19 protein-coding genes are annotated in these 17,988 nt (G+C 63.5%); 11 read left to right on the top strand and 8 right to left on the bottom strand.

Features of this window, described 5'->3' with window-relative positions; translation table 11 throughout:
• Nucleotides 1-9: 9 nt before the first annotated feature.
• Nucleotides 10-651: a bifunctional 4-hydroxy-2-oxoglutarate aldolase/2-dehydro-3-deoxy-phosphogluconate aldolase gene (locus HKD46_RS06465; RefSeq protein WP_039039502.1), complete on the top strand. Its 642-nt coding sequence runs from the start codon at nucleotides 10-12 to the stop codon at nucleotides 649-651.
• Nucleotides 652-789: 138 nt separating this feature from the next.
• Nucleotides 790-1,482, top strand: coding sequence for an AraC family transcriptional regulator (locus HKD46_RS06460; protein WP_151027772.1), 693 nt, complete (start codon nucleotides 790-792; stop codon nucleotides 1,480-1,482).
• A 55-nt stretch (nucleotides 1,483-1,537) separates the two neighbouring features.
• Here the strand turns inward: HKD46_RS06460 and HKD46_RS06455 are convergent, their stop codons facing one another.
• The gene (locus HKD46_RS06455) at nucleotides 1,538-1,927 is read right to left on the bottom strand and encodes a nuclear transport factor 2 family protein (protein ID WP_041214080.1); all 390 of its coding nucleotides are present in this window, start codon (nucleotides 1,925-1,927) and stop codon (nucleotides 1,538-1,540) included.
• A gap of 110 nt (nucleotides 1,928-2,037) precedes the next feature.
• On the bottom strand, nucleotides 2,038-3,045 hold the full coding sequence (locus HKD46_RS06450) for a substrate-binding domain-containing protein (protein ID WP_039039499.1): 1,008 nt from the start codon (nucleotides 3,043-3,045) through the stop codon (nucleotides 2,038-2,040).
• An 89-nt stretch (nucleotides 3,046-3,134) separates the two neighbouring features.
• Here HKD46_RS06450 and HKD46_RS06445 point away from each other — a divergent pair, with 89 nt between their 5' ends.
• Complete coding sequence (locus HKD46_RS06445; protein WP_041212172.1) at nucleotides 3,135-3,785, top strand: Qnr family pentapeptide repeat protein; 651 nt, start codon at nucleotides 3,135-3,137, stop codon at nucleotides 3,783-3,785.
• A 206-nt stretch (nucleotides 3,786-3,991) separates the two neighbouring features.
• On the opposite strand, the gene HKD46_RS06440 is transcribed toward HKD46_RS06445, so the two are convergent.
• Both HKD46_RS06440 and gpmM read right to left on the bottom strand, forming a co-directional pair.
• Nucleotides 3,992-5,395 carry a peptidoglycan DD-metalloendopeptidase family protein gene (locus tag HKD46_RS06440; protein ID WP_043153520.1) on the bottom strand — a complete coding sequence of 468 codons (1,404 nt, stop codon included), beginning with the start codon at nucleotides 5,393-5,395 and terminating at the stop codon, nucleotides 3,992-3,994.
• 9 nt (nucleotides 5,396-5,404) lie between these two features.
• Nucleotides 5,405-6,934 (bottom strand): 2,3-bisphosphoglycerate-independent phosphoglycerate mutase, encoded by a 1,530-nt coding sequence (gene gpmM, locus HKD46_RS06435; RefSeq protein ID WP_043153519.1) that lies wholly within the window; start codon nucleotides 6,932-6,934, stop codon nucleotides 5,405-5,407.
• Between the two features lie 348 nt (nucleotides 6,935-7,282).
• Here gpmM and HKD46_RS06430 point away from each other — a divergent pair, with 348 nt between their 5' ends.
• Genes HKD46_RS06430 through gpsA form a run of 3 tightly spaced genes read left to right on the top strand, consistent with a single transcriptional unit; the run spans nucleotide 7,283 to nucleotide 9,239 of the window.
• Nucleotides 7,283-7,714, top strand: a complete 432-nt coding sequence (locus HKD46_RS06430; RefSeq protein WP_010672546.1) for a rhodanese-like domain-containing protein — start codon at nucleotides 7,283-7,285, stop codon at nucleotides 7,712-7,714.
• Between the two features lie 47 nt (nucleotides 7,715-7,761).
• Nucleotides 7,762-8,232, top strand: coding sequence for a protein-export chaperone SecB (secB, locus tag HKD46_RS06425; protein ID WP_010672547.1), 471 nt, complete (start codon nucleotides 7,762-7,764; stop codon nucleotides 8,230-8,232).
• Nucleotides 8,233-8,234: 2 nt separating this feature from the next.
• The gene (gene gpsA, locus HKD46_RS06420) at nucleotides 8,235-9,239 is read left to right on the top strand and encodes an NAD(P)H-dependent glycerol-3-phosphate dehydrogenase (RefSeq protein WP_171865034.1); all 1,005 of its coding nucleotides are present in this window, start codon (nucleotides 8,235-8,237) and stop codon (nucleotides 9,237-9,239) included.
• Nucleotides 9,240-9,308: 69 nt separating this feature from the next.
• On the opposite strand, the gene nfuA is transcribed toward gpsA, so the two are convergent.
• Together nfuA and HKD46_RS06410 are read right to left on the bottom strand one after the other, a co-directional pair.
• Entirely contained in the window at nucleotides 9,309-9,887 is a 579-nt protein-coding gene (gene nfuA / locus HKD46_RS06415) for a Fe-S biogenesis protein NfuA (RefSeq protein ID WP_010672549.1), read from the bottom strand.
• Between the two features lie 148 nt (nucleotides 9,888-10,035).
• Nucleotides 10,036-10,764 carry a ComF family protein gene (locus HKD46_RS06410; RefSeq protein WP_043153514.1) on the bottom strand — a complete coding sequence of 243 codons (729 nt, stop codon included), beginning with the start codon at nucleotides 10,762-10,764 and terminating at the stop codon, nucleotides 10,036-10,038.
• Between the two features lie 38 nt (nucleotides 10,765-10,802).
• Here HKD46_RS06410 and bioH point away from each other — a divergent pair, with 38 nt between their 5' ends.
• The 3 genes from bioH (at nucleotide 10,803) to HKD46_RS06395 (ending at nucleotide 12,636) form a co-directional block, all read left to right on the top strand.
• Nucleotides 10,803-11,567, top strand: a complete 765-nt coding sequence (gene bioH / locus HKD46_RS06405) for a pimeloyl-ACP methyl ester esterase BioH (RefSeq protein ID WP_043153512.1) — start codon at nucleotides 10,803-10,805, stop codon at nucleotides 11,565-11,567.
• Between the two features lie 72 nt (nucleotides 11,568-11,639).
• Nucleotides 11,640-11,873: a hypothetical protein gene (locus tag HKD46_RS06400; protein ID WP_041214075.1), complete on the top strand. Its 234-nt coding sequence runs from the start codon at nucleotides 11,640-11,642 to the stop codon at nucleotides 11,871-11,873.
• Nucleotide 11,874: 1 nt separating this feature from the next.
• Nucleotides 11,875-12,636, top strand: a complete 762-nt coding sequence (locus HKD46_RS06395; protein WP_043153510.1) for a putative metalloprotease CJM1_0395 family protein — start codon at nucleotides 11,875-11,877, stop codon at nucleotides 12,634-12,636.
• 58 nt (nucleotides 12,637-12,694) lie between these two features.
• Here HKD46_RS06395 and HKD46_RS06390 read toward each other — a convergent pair whose 3' ends face one another.
• Both HKD46_RS06390 and greB read right to left on the bottom strand, forming a co-directional pair.
• Nucleotides 12,695-15,001 carry a Tex family protein gene (locus tag HKD46_RS06390; RefSeq protein ID WP_043153507.1) on the bottom strand — a complete coding sequence of 769 codons (2,307 nt, stop codon included), beginning with the start codon at nucleotides 14,999-15,001 and terminating at the stop codon, nucleotides 12,695-12,697.
• A 268-nt stretch (nucleotides 15,002-15,269) separates the two neighbouring features.
• Nucleotides 15,270-15,743: a transcription elongation factor GreB gene (greB, locus tag HKD46_RS06385; protein ID WP_043153505.1), complete on the bottom strand. Its 474-nt coding sequence runs from the start codon at nucleotides 15,741-15,743 to the stop codon at nucleotides 15,270-15,272.
• Between the two features lie 202 nt (nucleotides 15,744-15,945).
• Here greB and ompR point away from each other — a divergent pair, with 202 nt between their 5' ends.
• Both ompR and envZ read left to right on the top strand, forming a co-directional pair.
• Entirely contained in the window at nucleotides 15,946-16,665 is a 720-nt protein-coding gene (gene ompR / locus HKD46_RS06380; protein ID WP_010672556.1) for a two-component system response regulator OmpR, read from the top strand.
• On the top strand, nucleotides 16,662-17,972 hold the full coding sequence (gene envZ / locus HKD46_RS06375) for a two-component system sensor histidine kinase EnvZ (protein ID WP_010672557.1): 1,311 nt from the start codon (nucleotides 16,662-16,664) through the stop codon (nucleotides 17,970-17,972). The genes ompR and envZ overlap by 4 nt, the downstream gene beginning before the upstream one ends.
• The last annotated feature ends 16 nt before the right edge of the window (nucleotides 17,973-17,988 follow it).

The raw sequence follows: 17,988 nt of genomic DNA, 5'->3' as shown, positions 1-17,988 counted from the left end.
GGAAGAGCTATGCAGAACTGGAAAGTGACCCCTGCCGAGGTGTTTGCCGCCTCCCCCCTGGTACCCGTGATGGTCATCAACGACCTGGAGCAGGCCCTGCCGATGGCCAAGGCGCTGCTCGACGGCGGCATCTCGGTGTTCGAGATCACCCTGCGCACCCCGGTGGCGCTGGACGCCATCGCCCTCATCGCCAAGGCGATGCCGGATGCCATGGTCGGTGCCGGTACCGTGCTCAACTGCGCGCAGTTTGATGCCGCCGTCGCTGCCGGTGCCCGCTTCGTCATCTCCCCGGGCATGACCCCGGCCCTGCTGGCCCACGCGGCCAAGAGCACGGCGCCGCTGATCCCGGGGGTGGCCACCCCGTCCGAGGTGATGCAGGCGCTGGAAGCGGGCTACGACCACCTCAAATTCTTCCCGGCCGAGGCGAACGGCGGCACCAAGGCACTCTCCGCCATCGCGGCGCCCCTGCCCCAGGTGAAATTCTGCCCCACCGGCGGCATCGGCCCGAAAAACGTGGCCGACTACCTGGCGCTGAAATGTGTGGCCACCGTCGGCGGCTCCTGGATGCTGCCGGCAGACGCCGTCAAGAGCGGCAACTGGGAGGAGGTGACCCGCCTCTCCCGGGAAGCGGTTGAATTGGTTAAACGCTAAGCAAATATCGTTTAGAAAAATTAAACAGGCCACCCCCGGGTGGCCTGCTGTTTTTCCGCCCCCGGAGGGGGTGGGCCGTTTGCTTCCGGCCTCGCCCTGGCTTAAGGTCGGGGGCTGCCCCTCTCCCCTGGAGCCTTCATGTCCTGTCTGCATCCATCCTACCCGCAAGGGCACTTCACCGCGCTGCACTGCCACCCCCATGCCCAATACTGCTATCTGCACGACGGGGGCGGCATCATCACGGGGCGAGGGGAGGGAGAACTGCTGGTGGCGGGCCAGATCTGCTTTATTCCGGCGGGGTGGGAGCACGAGTTTCGCGTGCTGCGCCGCTCCCGGCTCTCCCTCCTCTATGTGCCGACGTCGGCCCGTACCGCCTTCGGCCCCTTGCAGGCCAGCCCGCTGCTGGCGGGCCTCTTCGCCCGCCTGTCCGAGCTGGCCGAGGAGGAGGTGAAAGGGGCCTATCTGACGGTGCTTGGCCAGGAGCTGGAGCGCGCCGACCCGCTCGCGGCGCGCATTCCCCTCGCCGGGGCGCTGGACCCGCGCCTGCTGCGGGTGCTGGACAGGGTGTGCCAGGCACCCGCCATCCATCTGACGCTGACGGCGCTGGCGGCAGATTGCGGCGCCTCGGTGCGCACCCTCAACCGGCTCTTCCTCCAGCAGCTGGGGTGCAGCTTTCGCCAGTGGCGGGAGCAGGTGGTGCTGGGACGGGCGCGCCAGTTGCAGCACAGGGGGCTCACGCTGGCCCAGATCGCCGATCGGCTCGGCTACGAGGATCCCGGCGCCTTGTCCCGCGCCCTCCAGCGCCTTGCCCGACGCGAACCGGCGGCCTGAGGGCCCGTCGTCTGCCTTCCTGCCCGCCATGGCGGTGTCTGCGGGTTGCCGGCAGTCAGCGCCGCGAGCCGATATCCGCATCCTCCTTGCTGCCTGCCAGCAGACAGGTCACCTCGTCGGTGTGGCAGATCCGGTCGCCGCGAAAGGTGAAGAGGCCGCTTACCTTGCAGACCAGGGTGCCGCCGTCCTGGCGGGTGGCCCGTACCACATGGGTCGAGTGCACCCGCTCCCCCTGCGCCAGGGTGGCGACAAACTCGATGCTCGCACCGGCCAGATGGCGGCGCAGTGTGGCGATGTGCTGGTGAAACGCCGGGTAGTCGAGCCGCTCGCCGTTCACCTCCTGGCAGTAGTCTGGGGTGAACCAGGCGTCGAGCTCCGCCAGGGGGAAGGCGGGATCGCAGATGACGCGCTGCAGGCAGGCTTTCAATCGTTCGGTGTGGTGCATGGTCTGCTCCTGACAGGGTGGATGGAGGAGCCAGCATAGGCCAGGGGACGGCGAGGGGAGAGGGGAGAAGGCGCCATCATGGCGGTCGAACGCGCCATGATGGCCGGGGATCAGCCGAGGCTTTCCCCCTCATAGAGGGAGAAGCCGATGTCCTTGCACCTGGTCGCCAGCGGCTGGCCGCCGAGGCGGGCCAGCAGCATGATGGCGGCTTCGCGACCTATGGTCTCGCGGGGGGTGACGATGCTGGCGAGCTTGGGGGTCATGGCGTGGCCGATGTCGAGGGCGTTGCTGCCGGCAATGGCCACCTGCTGGGGCACCGGGATCCACCTGGCCTGGCATTGCAGCAGGGCCCCCACTGCGAGGTCGTCGTTGGTGCAGAACAGGCCGTCGAGATCGGGGAAGCGCGCCATGGCCTGGGCCAGCAGCTCTCCCCCCAGGGTGAAGCTGGAGGATTGCTCGGTCAGCAGGTGCTGGCCGGTCAGACCGAAATCGGCCATCGCCTGGTAGTAGCCTTCCATTCGCAGCTGGGTGCGCACGTCTAGCCGGGCGCCGAGGTAGATCACCTTGCGCCGTCCCCGGCGCAGCATCTCTGTTACCATGGCCCGGGCGGCGGCCCGGTGATCCATGCCCACCACCATGTCGATGGGGGAGAGGGGCAGATCCATGGTCTCCACCACCGGGATGCCGGCGGTGGCGATCATCTTGCGGGTGCGCTCGGTGTGCTGGGTGTCCGAGAGGATGAGCCCGTCCACGTTGTAGGAGAGGAGCGAGGCGACCTGCTCCTCCTCCCGCTCCGGGCTGTAGCCGTAGTGGGCGAGCAGGGTCTGGTAGCCGGCGGGCCGGGTCACCGCCTCGATGCCGTGGATCACCGCTGAGAAGACCTGGTTGGAGAGGGAGGGGATCAGGATGCCGATCGCCTTGCTGGTGGCGTTCGACAGCATGTCCGGCGCCCGGTTCGGGATGTAGCCGAGCTCCTCCACCGCGGCGGCGATGCGCTCGCGGGTCCCTTCGGCCACGGCGGACGGGTCGCGCAGGTAGCGGCTGACGGTCATCTTGGTGACACCGGTCAGGTCGGCAATGTCCTGCAGGGTAGGGCGGCGCTTGCGGGTGTCGTTCATCTGGGGATCCGGCAAAAAAATGTTACACGTAACATTACCGTTTTTGCACGGCAATGTCAGCATATGACGCCATCAACAGGGGGCAGGGGATGATCAAGGGCAGGTGTTTCGAGGGGGTCCACTTCGAGCAGCAAGAGGTGGAGGGGGAGCAGTTCCAGGGGTGCCGCTTCATCGGCTGTCACTTCTCCTGGCTCGATCTCGGGGAGAGCCGCTTCGTCGACTGCAGCTTCTATGACAGGGAACGGGAGCTGGGATGCCTGTTTCAGGGCTGCGATCTGAGGGAGGCGAGCTTCCTGCGCTGCGATCTCACCCTGGCGGACTTCGGCCGCAGCCAGTGTCTTGGGCTGGAGATGCGCGACTGCCAGGCCATGGGGATCAACTTCGCCCATGCCAGCTTCGCCAACCGGATCACCGCCAAAAGCTACTTCTGCGAAGCCCACCTCACCGGCAACAACTTCAGCTACGCCAACTTCGAAAGCTGCCTGCTGGAGCGGTGCGAGCTTGCCGGCAACCGCTGGCAGGGGGCCAACCTGCTGGGCGCCTCCCTGGCGGGCTCGGATCTCAGCGGCTCCGAGTTCGGGCAAATCGACTGGACCAGCTTCAACCTGCAAGGCTGCGATCTGCGCCAGTGCGATCTGCCCGGCCTGGATCTGCGCCGGGTCAACCTCGCCGGGGTGCAGATCAATGAAGATCAGCAGCAGGGGCTACTGGAGCAGATCGGGCTGGTGGTCTTCCCCTGAGCGGGATGGAAAAGAGGTAAGTTTTCATCATCGGGGCGGGCGGTGTGGTGCCTCCCCTGCCAAGTAAAAAGCCTGCGCGATGCAGACTTTTTGTCAGGTGAAGTGGTAAACGACGCGGTGTTGCTGTCTTTTGCTCCCTGCTCCCCTCGCGGGAGAAGGGCTGGGGATGAGGTAGCGGACTCCACTCGGGCACCGCCAAGGCGGGCTTAGCGTCTGGCCAGCCACTTGGTCGGGTTGATGGCCTCGCCCTGATAGCGGATCTCGAAGTAGAGGCCGGAGCGCTCCTGTCCGCCGCTGTCGCCGACCAGGGCCACGGGCTCACCCTGCTCCACCTTTTGTCCCACCTGGCGCAGCAGCGACTGGTTGTGGCCGTAGAGGCTCATGTAACCCTTGCCGTGGTCGATGACCAGCAGCATGCCGAAGCCGTCGAGCCAGTCGGCGTAGACCACCTGGCCCGGAGCCACCGCCTTGACCTGGGTCCCTTCGCTGGCGCCGATCAGGGTGCCCTTCCACTTCAGCTCGGCGGTACGCGGCGAGCCGTAGGAGATGAGGATGGGGCCCTGCACCGGCCAGCGCAGGTTGCCACCCGTGCTCAGACCGCCGTAGCCGTTGCTGCTCGCCTTGGCGCTGTTGCGGGCGGCAGCTTGCTGCTGCGCCACCTTGGCCTGCTGTTCGGCGACGCGCTGCTGCTGGGCCGCCAGCCGCTGCTGTTCGCCGACCTGGCGCTGCTGGGCCGCGATCCGCTGCTGCTCCTCGATGCGTTTCTGTTCGGCTGCCAGGCGCTGGGCCTCCAGACGGCGCTGGCGCTCCTGCTCGGCCTTGATCTTGGCGAGGCGCTCCCGCTCTGCCCGTTCGCGGCGTTCCTTTTCTTCCTGCTGGCGACGCAGCTCTTCCAGCCGCGCCTTGAGCGCCTTCTCCGCCTTGACCAGCTTGTCGAGCTTCTGCTCGTCGGCCTGCACCGATTGCTGCAACTGGTTGCGCACCTTGGCACGGCTCTGCTGGCTGGCCAGCAGGCTCTGGTGATGCTCCTGCTGCTCGCCGAGCAGGGTCTGGAGGCGGTTCTCGGTCTCCCTGGTGGCCTGCTGGTTCTTGGCCAGCTTGTCACGGGTGGCGCGCAGGGCTTCAATGGCCTCGATACGGGCCTTGTTGAGGTAATCGAAATAGTCGAGGGCGCGGCTCAGCTTGGCCGGATCCTGCTGGTTGAGCAGCAGTTTGAGGTAATCGTGGTTGCCCGCCTGGAAGGCGCTTTCCGCCTGCTTGGCCAGCAACTGCTTCTGGTGTTTGGCTTGTTGCTCCAGTGCCAGCTTGTCCTGCTGCAGGGACGCCAGCTTCTGCTGGTTCTGCCGGAGTTGCTGTCTGGTCTGCTCGAGTTTGGCGGCGGCAGCCGAAATGGCCTGCTCGTCAGCCTTGAGCTGGGTGTTGAGCTTGGCAAGCTCCTGCTTGCTGAGCTTGAGGGTCTGTTGCTGTTCCTTGATCTGGGACTGCATGGCCCCCAGCTGCTGGTTCGCAGCCCGGGCTGTGCCGGTACCGCCGATCAGGCAAAAAAACAGCGCGCCGACCAACAGGCCGACGCGACTGGTTTTCTGTGAAATAATTTCGCATCCCCGCATGGGGCAGGATTATTTCAGAATCATCAGGGGCTTGCCAGTCATTTCCGGCGGCACCGGCAGACCCATCAGGGTCAGCATGGTGGGGGCCAGATCGGACAGTTTGCCGCCTTCGGCGACCTCGGCTTTACGACCGAAGTAGATGAGGGGAACCGGCAGATTGGTGTGGGCGGTGTGGGCCTGACCGGTCTCTTCGTCCATCATCTTCTCGGCGTTGCCATGGTCTGCGGTGATGAGGCACTCGCCACCCACTTCCGCCAGGGCGTCGGTGACGCGACCGATGCAGTGGTCGACCGCTTCACAGGCTTTGACGGCCGCATCGAACACGCCGGTGTGACCGACCATGTCGCCGTTCGGGTAGTTGCAGATGATGACGTCGTACTTGCCGCTCTTGATGGCCGCAACCAGCTTGTCGGTCAGCTCTTCGGAGCTCATCTCCGGCTGCAGGTCATAGGTAGCCACTTTCGGGCTCGCCACGATTTCGCGATCTTCGCCGCTGAAGCAGGCCTCTTCGCCACCGTTGAAGAAGAAGGTGACGTGGGCGTACTTCTCGGTCTCGGAGATGCGCAGCTGGGTCTTGCCCTGCTTGGCCAGCCACTCACCCAGGGTATTGACCAGGGCGGTGGGCGGATAGGCGCAGGCGGTTTTGATGTCGGCCGCGTATTCGGTCAGCATCACGAAGTGCAGGGCCGGGGTGGCGGTGCGGGCGAAGCCGGTGAAGTCGGTATCGACGAAGGCGCGGGTGATTTCGCGGGCGCGGTCGGCACGGAAGTTCATGAAGATCAGCGCGTCGCCGTCGATCATCGGTGCAGCGTCGCCGATGCGGGTGGCCTTGACGAACTCGTCGTTCTCGTCGCGGGCATAGGCAGCGGCCAGCGCGTCGGTGGCGTTGTCGGCGGTGAATTCGCCCTTGCCCTGGGTCATCAGGTCATAGGCCTGCTGCACGCGATCCCAGCGGTTGTCGCGGTCCATGGCGTAGTAACGACCGATCATGGAGGCGAAACGACCCTTGCCCAGTCGGGCAAACAGGGCGTCGAACAGCTCGATGGAGGACTGGGCACTGCGCGGCGGGACGTCGCGGCCATCCAGGAAGGCGTGGAAGTAGATCTGCTCGGCGCCACGCTTGGCGGCCATCTCGATCATGCCCATGATGTGCTCTTCGTGGCTGTGTACGCCACCCGGGGACATCAGACCCATGATGTGCACGGCCTTGCCCTTGGTCACGGCAGCGTCGACAGCCTTGGCCAGCTCGACGTTCTGGAAGAAGTCGCCGTCCTGGATGTCCTTGGAGATGCGGGTCAGCTCCTGATAGACGACGCGACCGGCACCGATGTTGGTGTGGCCCACTTCGGAGTTGCCCATCTGGCCGTCCGGCAGACCCACGTCCAGGCCGGAGCCGGAGATCAGGGTGCTGGTGTAGTCACGGGCCAGGCGATCCAGGTTGGGGGTCTTGGCGGCAGCAACGGCATTGTACTCTTGCTTGGTGCTGTAGCCCCAACCGTCCATGATGACCAGAACCAGCGGTTTCTTAGCTGTTGACATAAGACTATGTCCTCTCGGATAGGAATGAATTGCGGGAAGTGAAACTAGCGTAATATTACTACATCTGCCGAAATAGTCACCTGATAGCCAAGTCCCTCTCCAGCCTCGCTTTTTAACTGTTATCCCGCTGTTTTAGGCATGTTGCCGGCTTGTCTGCCGCGGCGGGTTTTCCTCTGTTTCGCCCCTCTTTTCGGCATGGCGCATCCTCTCGTTCGGCCCGGTTGGAGGAGGAAGAATCGGCAGCCATCCCTGATGGGAGCTTGCTCTCGCTTTGCCGCCAAGATGGCTGATCTTATGCAGGGCCCCATGTATACTCGGGCCCTTGTCTTGGTCCCTGGATAGTAGAAGATGCAAGAGTATTTGGATTTTGCGGCCCGCAATCCGCTGCTGACCGCAGCCTGGTTGGGCCTGGCAGGCACCCTGGTGTACACCACTGTGCGTGCTCGTTTTTCTCCGGTGAAGGCGGTCAACAACCACGCCGCTACCCTGCTTATCAACCGTGAAAATGCCACCGTCGTGGACATTCGCAGTCAGGATGAATTTGCCAAAGGTCATCTGGCCGGGGCCCATCACCTGCCGCTCGCCCAGATCCAGGCGAATAATCTGGGTCCGGTTGAAAAGCACAAGGATGCCCCCATCATAGTGGTGTGCGAGTCGGGGATGACCGCTGGTGGCGCGGGTCGCCAACTGAGCAAGGCCGGTTTCAAGCAGGTGTATGTGCTCAGCGGTGGCATGGCCCAATGGCGTGCAGACAATCTGCCGGTGACCAAAAAACGCTGATTTAAGGGCCTGCGCCCACTCATTATCTTAAAAAGGAATCAAACGAAATGGCTGACGAAATCAACAACCAGGAAGTGCAACCGGAATTCCACATCCAGCGTGTCTACACCAAGGATGTTTCCTTCGAAGCCCCGAATACTCCGCACATCTTCCAGAAAGAGTGGCAGCCGGACGTCAAGCTGGACATGGACACCAAGACCAATGTCCTGGCCGACAGCGTCTATGAAGTGGTGCTGACCCTGACTGTCACCTGCAAGCTGGAAACCGAGACCGCCTTCCTGTGCGAAGTGCAGCAAGCCGGCATCTTCACCATCGGCAACCTGCCTGAGCCGCAACTGGCCCACTGCCTGGCGGCCTTCTGCCCGAACATCCTGTTCCCGTATGCCCGCGAAGCGGTATCCAACCTGGTGAGCAAGGGGTCCTTCCCGCAGCTGAACCTGGCACCGGTCAACTTCGACGCCCTGTTCGCCCAGCACATGGCGCAGGTACAGGCCCAGCAGGCGACTGCGGAAGCCTGATAATGGCCGACCAGATCGCAATCTCGGTCCTGGGGGCGGGGTCTTATGGCTCCGCCCTTGCCATTTCTCTGGCGCGCAATGGTCATCCGACCCTGCTGTGGGGTCACGACCCTGCCCATGTCGCCGAGCTGGAACAGGATCGCTGCAACAAGGCATTCTTGCCGGATGTCCCCTTCCCGGCCGATCTGCAACTGACGTCGGATCTGCAGGTGGCGGTGCAAGCCGCTCCCGTGCTGCTGCTGGTGGTGCCGAGCCATGTGTTCGGCCAGGTACTGGCCCGGGTCAAACCCTTCCTGCGCCCGGATACCCGGATCGCCTGGGCCACCAAGGGGCTGGAGCCGGACAGCGGCCGTCTGCTGCAAGAGGTGGCGCGGGAGGTGCTGGGGGATGCCATTCCACTGGCGGTCATCTCGGGCCCGACCTTCGCCCGCGAGCTGGCCGCCGGTCTGCCGACCGCCATCTCGGTGGCCTCGACCCACGACGACTTTGCCGACGATCTCTCCCACCTGCTGCACTGCGGCCGCTCGTTCCGGGTCTATACCAATCCGGACTTCATCGGTCTGCAACTGGGCGGGGCGGTCAAGAACGTCATTGCCATCGGTGCCGGTCTCTCTGACGGACTCGGCTTTGGCGCCAACGCCAGAACCGCGCTCATCACTCGGGGTCTGGTGGAGATGCAGCGTCTGGGCGCCGCCCTCGGGGCCGACGCCAAGACCTTCATGGGGATGGCGGGGCTCGGGGATCTGGTGCTGACCTGTACCGACAACCAGTCGCGCAACCGCCGTTTCGGTCTGGCGCTGGGAGCGGGCAAGTCGGTTGACACCGCCATGGCCGAGATAGGCCAGGTGGTGGAGGGCTATCGCAACACCAAGGAGGTGCATCTGCTGGCGGCCCGCTGTGGCGTCGAGATGCCCATCTGCGAACAGATCTTCAAGGTGCTGTACGAGGGCAAGAACCCGAAAGAGGCAGCCATCGCCCTGCTGTCGCGAGACAAGAAGGACGAGTGATCTGCCAGCCGCAGCATGCAAAAGGCCCCGCCAGCTGGCGGGGCCTTTTCTTTGCCGCAAGGGGGCAAATCAGTAGTAGGAGTGGTCGCCGCGCTGGTGCTCGGTGGCATCCTTGACGCCGTTGAGCTCGCCCGGGAATTTCTCCAACAACTGCTTCTCGATCCCCTCTTTCAGGGTGTAGTCGACCATGGAGCAACCGTTGCAACCGCCGCCAAACTGCAGGATGGCCAGTTTGTCGTCGGTCAGCTCGACCAGGGTGACCTTGCCGCCGTGACCGGCCAGCATGGGGTTCACTTCGGACATCAGCACGTACTCGATGCGGTCGATCAGCGGGGCGTCGTCGGCCACCTTGCGCATCTTGGCGTTCGGGGCTTTCAGGGTGAGCTGGGAGCCCATCTGATCGGTGACGAAGTCGATGGTGGCATCCACCAGGAAGGGGGCGCTCAGGGGATCGACCAGGCAGTCGAAGCCGCTGAACGGCAGGTGCTGATCTTCCGGGTCGACCGCGTCGGGTGGGCAATAGGATACGCCGCACTCGGCATTCTGGGTTCCCGGATTGACCACAAACACCCGGATGTTGGTGCCATCAGGCTGCTTCTCCAGCAACTTGCGGAAGTGGGCCTGGGCGGTGTCGGAAATGCTGATCATCATTATCCTCATAAACCTGAGTGTACGACTAGGGTATTCATGATAACTCGCTTGGCGGGGCTTGGGTAGCGTGCCGATGGCGAGCCTGTGAGCCCGGGCGTATCGGAATCATGCCGCCAGCGGACTCCCGGGCCGGATCCCAGCCCGGTTATTTCAGGTGTCGGAGGGTACGGCAGATGGCCCACACCTCTACCGTGGTGACGCCGTGCTCATGAAGCAACCGGGTGAGCTGACCTGCGGTGGCGCCCGTGGTGACCACATCATCAAGCAGTGCCACATGCCGGTAGTGGTGAGGTTCTATTTCGAAGGCGCCACGCAGATTGCGTCGCCGCTGGCCGGCACTGAGCCGGGTCTGTTGCGGGGTCGACCTTGTCCGGCGCAGTACGCGGGTGTCGCAAGGAATGCCGGTGAGTGCGCTCAGGGCATGGCCGATTTCTTCTGCCTGATTGAAGCCGCGCCACCACTGGCGCCACCAGTGCAGGGGAACCGGAATGATGACCTGCGGTGGGTTGGCGAGGTCCAGATGGTCTGCCAGCAGGCGGGCAAGCAGCGGCGCGAGCAGGATCTGACCGGAATACTTCAGCTGGGGGATGAGTTGGGCATAAGGTGCCTGATAATCGCCGATCACCTGTAAACGCTCCCAGGGGGAGGGTCTGCGCTGGCAGCGACCGCACAGCAGTTCGCTCTCGCGATGTTGCTCCGGCAGCGGTGCTGCACACATCAGGCATCGTCTGTCGTGTTGGCGCTGGGCGTGGCGACACCAGGAGCACAACAAGGGCGTGTCATCACAGGGTTGGCGACAGAGCAGGCACAGACCGAGCCAGTCGGACTGGGTGCCAAGGATCGGACTTGCTTTGGCGAGCAGCCGCTTTAACATGCAGGCTCCAAGCAGATAAACAGGGATCTTGAGTCTAGATGAGCGTATCGGTTGAGCGGTTTGGCCAGGGCCCGGACCTGGTGTTGTTGCATGGCTGGGGCATGAACGGGGCCGTCTGGCACGGTATTGCCCAAGAACTGGCTGCCCACTATCGGCTGCATCTGGTGGACCTGCCCGGCTTTGGCAACAGCCCCCTGCAATCAGGAACAGACTACACCCTGCCCTGGCTGGCAGAGCAGGTGGCGGCCATATTGCCTGAAAAATGCCATCTGCTCGGCTGGTCCCTCGGTGGTCTGGTGGCGAGTCAGTTGGCGCTGACCATGCCTGAACGCCTTCACTCTCTCATTACCGTAGCCAGTTCTCCCTGCTTCATGGCCCGCGACGAGTGGCCCGGGATTGCCCCCAAGGTGCTGGCGGGGTTCAACCAGATGCTGGCCGGCGACTTCATGCAGACCATAGAGCGTTTCCTCGCGATCCAGGCCATGGGCAGCGAGCACGCCAGAAATGACATTCGCCAGTTGCGTCACTGGCTGGCGGAGCGACCCGCTCCCCGGCTTGCGGCCCTGGAGGCGGGTCTGGGCCTGCTGGCCGAGGTCGATCTGCGGGATGAACTGATCGGCCTGGATCTGCCCTGGCTGCGTCTTTACGGCAGGCTGGATACCCTGGTGCCGAAGGCCGCCATTCCCTTGCTGGATGCGCGCTACCCTGCCAGCCACAGTCTGGTGCTGGAGAAGGCATCCCATGCCCCCTTCATCTCCCATCCAGAGCAGTTCATCACCCTCCTGCGGCAGTTCATTGACTGAGATTTGAGCGGCAGGCTTCAATAACTCGTCAGGTTGATGGATAATTAGCCAACCCTACAGAGGAGTGTGCCAATGCGTATCGAATCAGCCATGACGGCGGGCGTGCAGGGGTTCCAACGGGCCGAGCAGTTGGCGGGCCAGGCGTCCAGCCAAATCGCCCGTCTCAATACGCCAGCGGGTGAGCAGGTGCAGTTGCCGGATGAACTGGTGAATCTCAAGGTGGCCGAGCTGCATGCCGGGGCATCCGCCAAGGTGATCCAGACGGCCAGCGACATGCTGGGCACCCTGATCGATATCCGGGTGTGACATGAACATCAACGTCAGTCTGCCGACCATCATTCCGAATCAACTGCAGCCGCAGACGGAATCGGCACAGACTGACAACCGCCGCGCAGAACTGGTGCCCCCCAGCCGCCAGAGTGAGGCGTCCAACGCCGAGTCCGGCGTCGGTTCCCAGAAAGAGAGATCCCGGGCCGCCCAGGCCAATCCCGCCGCCCCATCCTCGTCCACGAAAGAGAACGGCCAGACCGGCCCCGTGATGGTGGCGCACCGTTTTGTCGAGGCAACGGGGGAGGAGGGGGAGCGTCGACAACGTCAGGAGGGTGAACAGCAGGAGCAGCAAAAGCAGCAGCGTCAGGTGGCTGCGCTGGTCGAACGGGATCTCGAAGTTCGCAAGCACGAGCAGGCGCACCAGGCAGCCGGCGGCGAGCATGCGGGGAGCCCTACCTACCAGTTTTCCCGTGGGCCGGATGGCAAGCGTTATGCCACCGGGGGGGAGGTGGTCATCGACATGGGGACCATTCCCGGGGATCCCGCCGCGACCATCGCCAAGATGCAGCAGGTGCGTGCCGCAGCACTGGCTCCCGATGAACCATCGTCACAAGACATGAGTGTGGCCCGTGCCGCCTCTGGCAAGGAGGCACAGGCCCGCAAGGATCTGATGACCCTCAGGCAGGAAACCACAGGCCCGCTCGGTGCTTATATGGACAATCGAAACCAGGTGATTGCCAGGCACTATCAGCAAGCGGTGAGGCCGGCCTCCCCGCATAGCCTGAGTCAGGACGTCTGATCCCGCTCCGTGCAGGCATGAAAAAGCCCCTTTCGGGGCTTTTTTGCATTCTGGGGGCTTATTTCTTCAGTTTCGACAGGGCAGCCGCGAAGGCGTTGCCCATGGCACCCTCGGTCGGAGCGCTCTGACGGGGCGCCTGTTTCGGTCGGGTGTTGCCGGTGTGACGCGGCTCGGCCGTTTTGCGTGCAGGCTGGCCGGCTTTTTCATCCAGACGCATGGTCAGACTGATGCGTTTGCGCGGTACGTCGACTTCCAGCACCTTGACCCGGACGATGTCACCGGCCTTGACCACCTCGCGGGGATCCTTGACGAAGCGATCGGTGAGGGAAGAAATGTGCACCAGCCCGTCCTGATGGACGCCGATGTCGACGAAGGCGCCGAAGTTGGTGACGTTGGTGACCACACCCTCCAGCACCATCTCGGGCACCAGATCGCTGATTTTCTCCACCCCTTCCTTGAAGGTGGCGGTCTTGAACTCGGGACGCGGGTCGCGGCCGGGCTTGTCCAGCTCGCCAATGATGTCGGTGACGGTAGGCACCCCGAACTGATCGTCGGTGTAGTCGGTGGGCTTGAGGGTGCGCAGCAGGCTGCTGTTGCCGAGCAGGCTGTCCACGGTCTGCTCCAGCTTGGCGAGGATCCGCTCCACCACCGGGTAGGATTCCGGGTGCACCGCCGAGCCGTCCAGCGGGTTGCTGCCGCCCCGAATGCGCAGGAAGCCGGCGCATTGCTCGAATGCCTTGGGCCCGAGTCGGCTTACTTTCAGCAGCTGCTGACGACTCTTGAAGGCGCCGTTCTCGTCGCGGTAGGCGACGATGTTCTGGGCCAGGGTCTGGGAGAGGCCGGAAACCCGGTTGAGCAGGGCGACCGAGGCGGTATTCACATCCACCCCGACCGCGTTCACGCAATCCTCGACCACCGCGTCGAGGCGGCGGGCCAGCTGGCTCTGGCCGACGTCGTGCTGGTACTGGCCCACACCGATGCTCTTGGGATCGATCTTGACCAGCTCTGCCAGGGGATCCTGGAGACGACGAGCGATGGAGACGGCGCCGCGAATGGAGACGTCGAGATCCGGGAATTCCTGGGAGGCGAGCTCGGAGGCGGAGTAGACCGATGCCCCCGCTTCACTCACTACTATCTTCTGTGCCTTGGCGGCCGGGTAGCGCTCGAACAGATCGCTCACCAGGCGGTCGGTTTCCCGGGATGCGGTGCCGTTGCCGATGCTGATGAGCTCGACCTTGTGCTTCTGGCACAGCTCGCTCAGGGTCTTGAGACTCTGGTCAACCTGGCGTTTGGGTTCGAACGGATAGATGGTCGCGTGATCGACCAGCTTGCCGGTGGCATCCACCACCGCTACCTTGACCCCGGTGCGGATGCCGGGATCCAGCCCCATGGTGCAGCGCATGCCGGCCGGTGCCGCCATCAGCAGATCCTTGAGGTTCATGGCGAACACCTTGATCGCCTCCTCCTCCGCTGACTCGCGGATACGGCCGATCAGCTCGGTTTCCATCTGCAGGGAGAGCTTGATCTTCCAGGTCCAGCTCACCACCCCCTGCAGCCACTTGTCGGCCGGGCGGTGTTGCAGGTTGAGTCTGAGGTGATGGGCAATGATCCCTTCGCAGGGGCTGGTACCCTCATCCTCGCCGGTGACCAGCGCCAGGTTGAGGATCCCCTCGTTGCGGCCGCGCAACATGGCCAGCACCCGGTGGGAGGGGGCCTTGTGCAGGGGTTCGTCGTGTTCGAAGTAGTCCTTGAATTTGGCCCCTTCCTGCTCCTTGCCGGCCACCACGCGGGCACGCAGGGTGGCGTTGTGCCACAGGTAGTCCCGCAACTTCTCAAGGAGATCGGCCTGCTCGGCGAAGCGCTCCATCAGGATGTAACGGGCACCGTCGAGGGCGGCCTTGCCGTCGGTGATCCCCTGCTCGGCATTGAGGAAGCGAACCGCCTCTTGCTCGGGATCCTTCATGGGGTCACCCAGCAGCAAATCCGCCAGTGGCTCCAGCCCCGCCTCGATGGCCATCTGCCCCTTGGTGCGCCGCTTGGGCTTGTAGGGGAGGTAGAGGTCTTCCAGCCGGGTCTTGCTGTCGGCGTCGTTCAGCTCGCGGGCCAGCTCGGGGGTCAGTTTGCCCTGCTCTTCGATGGAGCGCAGGATCACCTGGCGGCGATCCGCCAGTTCACGCAGGTAGCCGAGGCGGCTCTCCAGGGTACGCAGCTGGCTGTCGTCCAGACCGCCGGTCACCTCTTTGCGGTAACGGGCGATGAAGGGAACGGTCGCGCCTTCGTCCAGCAGGCGAACGGCTGCCTGCACCTGTTCCGGGCGGGCATTCAGCTCACCGGCGATCTGATGTTCTATTACGTGGCTTTGCATCGAGGGTCTCTTGGTCGGGTTCTGTCTAACTGGCCAGCGTTGGGCTATGTCGCCGAACAGGGGGTCTGTCCTGGCGATACTTTAGATACCTGCCAGGCCACTGCCGCGCGGGCCGGTTGGCGCCGCAAGGCGCCGAGTGTGAGCACTATATGGGGTCGGGCAGCGGGATGCCACCCCGGCAGAAATGACGTTTCTCATACCCGGTGGGCGGACATGCTCGGTCTCTCCTGGCCTTGTCAGCCGATTTGGCAGTGAGGCTAGGCCTGGCTTATTTGGGATAGCTGATCTCATTGATGTACCAGCAGGCGTCACCCACTGGCGTTTGAACCATGGCTTCATCGCCCACCTCTTTCTTGAGCAGGGCACGGGCCATGGGGGAGTCGATGGAGATGTAATCCTTGCGGCCGAAGATCTCGTCATAGCCGACGATGCGAAAGCGCTTGGTCTCACCCTCGTCGTTTTCCACCTCGACCCAGGCGCCGAAGAAGACCTTGCCCTCCTGGGAGGGGGAGTAGTCGACTATGGTCAGCTCTTCCAGGCACTTGCGCAGGTAGCGAACCCGGCGGTCGATCTCCCGCAGGCGTTTCTTGTTGTACTGGTAATCGGCATTCTCGCTGCGATCACCCAGGCTCGCTGCCCAGGCCACTTTTTTGGTGACATCGGGCCTCTCCTCCCGCCAGAGCATGTCGTGCTCCTGCCGGAGCATGGTGTAGCCTTCACGGGTAATGAGTTTGGTTTTCATGGAGTTATCACTCCCTCGCCAATTGCATCCGGTTGCTCGGGATCTTAGTCATTGTCGCCGCGCTGTCGAGCAAAAAGCAGAGCTGGCCATCCATCCTTCCCGGCTCCGGGGCCGAATGAGGGCAATAACCGGTAACATATTTATGCTTTGTGGTTGCAGGGGGCGGCTCTAGTATGAGGGGAGACAGAAAAGAGAGGTGGCAATGAGTCAGCAATACAAGGTCCTGGTGGTGGACGACGATCTGAAACTGCGTTCCTTGCTGGAGCGCTACCTCACCGAGCAGGGGTTTGTAGTGCGAGGTGTCGCCAACGGGGAGCAGGCCGATCGCCTGCTGACGCGTGAAAACTTCAGCCTGATGGTGCTTGATCTGATGCTGCCGGGGGAAGACGGCCTCTCCATCTGCCGCCGCCTGCGCGAGGCCGGCAACCAGATCCCTGTCTTGATGCTCACCGCCAAGGGGGACGAAGTGGATCGCATCGTCGGTCTGGAGATGGGGGCCGACGATTATCTGCCCAAGCCGTTCAACCCCCGTGAGCTGCTGGCCCGGATCCGCGCCGTGCTGCGCCGCCACACCGTGGAGCTGCCCGGCGCCCCTTCCGCGGCGGAGAAGATGGTGAGTTTCGGGGCCTACCAGCTCAATCTGGCGACCCGTGAACTGAGCCGTGATGGCGAACCGGTTGCCCTGACCAGCGGGGAGTTCGCCGTGCTCAAGGTGCTGGTGAGTCATCCTCGCGAACCGCTCTCCCGTGACAAGCTGATGAACCTGGCCCGTGGTCGCGAGTACACGGCCACCGAGCGCAGCATTGATGTGCAGGTCTCCCGCCTGCGCCGCCTGCTGGAACAGGACCCGGCCCAGCCTCGCTATCTGCAGACCGTCTGGGGTCTGGGGTATGTGTTCGTACCGGACGGTGAGAACGCATGAAGAAAGTGGGCAGCATGTTCTCCCGCATGCTCTGGTTTCTGGCTGCCGTGCTGGTGGTCTATCAAGTCGTCTCCTACGTTACCTTCTACAACTACCTGCTGGCGCCGACCGTCAAGCAGATCAGCCACCTGCTGGCAAACCAGGTCAAACTCATCTTTCCGGTGGACAACAACCAGCTGGCGCTCAGTGAAGATGCCGAGGCGCTGGTCTATGTGACCACTGGCAGCGACATCTATACCCAGAGCGAGGCGGAGCAGCACGGGCTGAATGATTCCAAGCCCTACCCCTATCTGGAGCAGAGCATCAGCCGCGAATTGAAAGGGGATACCAGGGTCAGAGTTGAAATCCAGGATCACTACATCATCTGGATCCAGCCTCCCCAGGCCAGCCAGATGTGGGTGCGCATTCCCCTGACTGAAATTGAAGATGACGACATCGAACCGCTCATCCTCTATATGAGCGTCTTGCTGGTGGTGACCCTGTTTGCAGCCTGGCGTTTTGCCCGTCAGCTGGTGCGACCGCTGGAGGATCTGGAAGCGGGGGCCGTGGCGGTGGCGCGCGGCAACTTTCCCGATGCCCTGGGGGAGCAGGGCTCGCGGGAGGTGCGCCGCCTGACCCGCACCTTCAACCACATGTCGAGCTCCATCAAGGGGCTGATCGAGGAGCGCAACCTGATGATGGCCGGGGTATCCCACGATTTGCGCACCCCTCTCACCCGCATTCGTCTCGCGACCGAGATGATGTCCTCGGGGGATGAGTACCTCAAGGAGAGCATCAATGCGGATATCGATGAGTCGAACGGCATCATCGATCAGTTCATCGACTACATTCGCCCGAACGAGGGGCTCGATGCCCGGCCCGTCGACCTGACCCAGCTCATTCACGATGCGTTGCTGATGCAGACCGATCAGGGACTGGAAGTGGAGCTGCTCCTGCCGGAGGAGGCGGTGCGTGTGGCCTGCCATCCCATCAGCATTCGCCGTATCCTCAACAATCTGTCGGGCAACTCCCTGCGCTATGGCGCGACCCGGTTGCAGGCCGAGCTCAGGGATGATGGCCACTGGGTGCGGCTGCGACTCTCCGACAATGGCCCGGGGATCGCAGAAGAGGACTACTCCCGGGTGCTCAAGCCCTTCACCCAGGGCAATGTGGCGCGCACCGGTGGCGGCAGTGGGCTGGGGCTGGCCATCGTTGCCAAGATAGTTTCCCAGCATCACGGCACCATCAGGTTGGGGCGCTCCGAACTGGGGGGCTTGCAGGTGGAGATCCGGCTACCCAAGAACCAGCCGCTGGAGTGGATGGATTGAAAGCAGGGCGTATCGA

This window comes from Aeromonas sp. TW 6, from assembly GCF_013168745.1.
Lineage (GTDB): Bacteria > Pseudomonadota > Gammaproteobacteria > Enterobacterales > Aeromonadaceae > Aeromonas > Aeromonas caviae.
Note: the sequence above shows the minus strand (reverse complement) of the source record. Positions and strands in the feature narration are given on the sequence as shown.

Bases quoted from the DNA above. Each gene is read 5' to 3' on its own strand.
- HKD46_RS06445 (WP_041212172.1), top strand. From the start codon at position 3,135: ATGATCAAGGGCAGGTGTTTCGAGGGGGTCCACTTCGAGCAGCAAGAG.
- greB (WP_043153505.1), bottom strand. From the start codon at position 15,743: ATGAAAACCAAACTCATTACCCGTGAAGGCTACACCATGCTCCGGCAG.
- HKD46_RS06465 (WP_039039502.1), top strand. From the start codon at position 10: ATGCAGAACTGGAAAGTGACCCCTGCCGAGGTGTTTGCCGCCTCCCCC.
- HKD46_RS06410 (WP_043153514.1), bottom strand. From the start codon at position 10,764: ATGTTAAAGCGGCTGCTCGCCAAAGCAAGTCCGATCCTTGGCACCCAG.
- HKD46_RS06390 (WP_043153507.1), bottom strand. From the start codon at position 15,001: ATGCAAAGCCACGTAATAGAACATCAGATCGCCGGTGAGCTGAATGCC.
- gpmM (WP_043153519.1), bottom strand. From the start codon at position 6,934: ATGTCAACAGCTAAGAAACCGCTGGTTCTGGTCATCATGGACGGTTGG.
- HKD46_RS06460 (WP_151027772.1), top strand. From the start codon at position 790: ATGTCCTGTCTGCATCCATCCTACCCGCAAGGGCACTTCACCGCGCTG.
- nfuA (WP_010672549.1), bottom strand. From the start codon at position 9,887: ATGATCAGCATTTCCGACACCGCCCAGGCCCACTTCCGCAAGTTGCTG.
- ompR (WP_010672556.1), top strand. From the start codon at position 15,946: ATGAGTCAGCAATACAAGGTCCTGGTGGTGGACGACGATCTGAAACTG.
- HKD46_RS06395 (WP_043153510.1), top strand. From the start codon at position 11,875: ATGAACATCAACGTCAGTCTGCCGACCATCATTCCGAATCAACTGCAG.
- HKD46_RS06400 (WP_041214075.1), top strand. From the start codon at position 11,640: ATGCGTATCGAATCAGCCATGACGGCGGGCGTGCAGGGGTTCCAACGG.
- HKD46_RS06430 (WP_010672546.1), top strand. From the start codon at position 7,283: ATGCAAGAGTATTTGGATTTTGCGGCCCGCAATCCGCTGCTGACCGCA.
- HKD46_RS06450 (WP_039039499.1), bottom strand. From the start codon at position 3,045: ATGAACGACACCCGCAAGCGCCGCCCTACCCTGCAGGACATTGCCGAC.
- secB (WP_010672547.1), top strand. From the start codon at position 7,762: ATGGCTGACGAAATCAACAACCAGGAAGTGCAACCGGAATTCCACATC.
- HKD46_RS06455 (WP_041214080.1), bottom strand. From the start codon at position 1,927: ATGCACCACACCGAACGATTGAAAGCCTGCCTGCAGCGCGTCATCTGC.
- HKD46_RS06440 (WP_043153520.1), bottom strand. From the start codon at position 5,395: ATGCGGGGATGCGAAATTATTTCACAGAAAACCAGTCGCGTCGGCCTG.
- gpsA (WP_171865034.1), top strand. From the start codon at position 8,235: ATGGCCGACCAGATCGCAATCTCGGTCCTGGGGGCGGGGTCTTATGGC.
- envZ (WP_010672557.1), top strand. From the start codon at position 16,662: ATGAAGAAAGTGGGCAGCATGTTCTCCCGCATGCTCTGGTTTCTGGCT.
- bioH (WP_043153512.1), top strand. From the start codon at position 10,803: ATGAGCGTATCGGTTGAGCGGTTTGGCCAGGGCCCGGACCTGGTGTTG.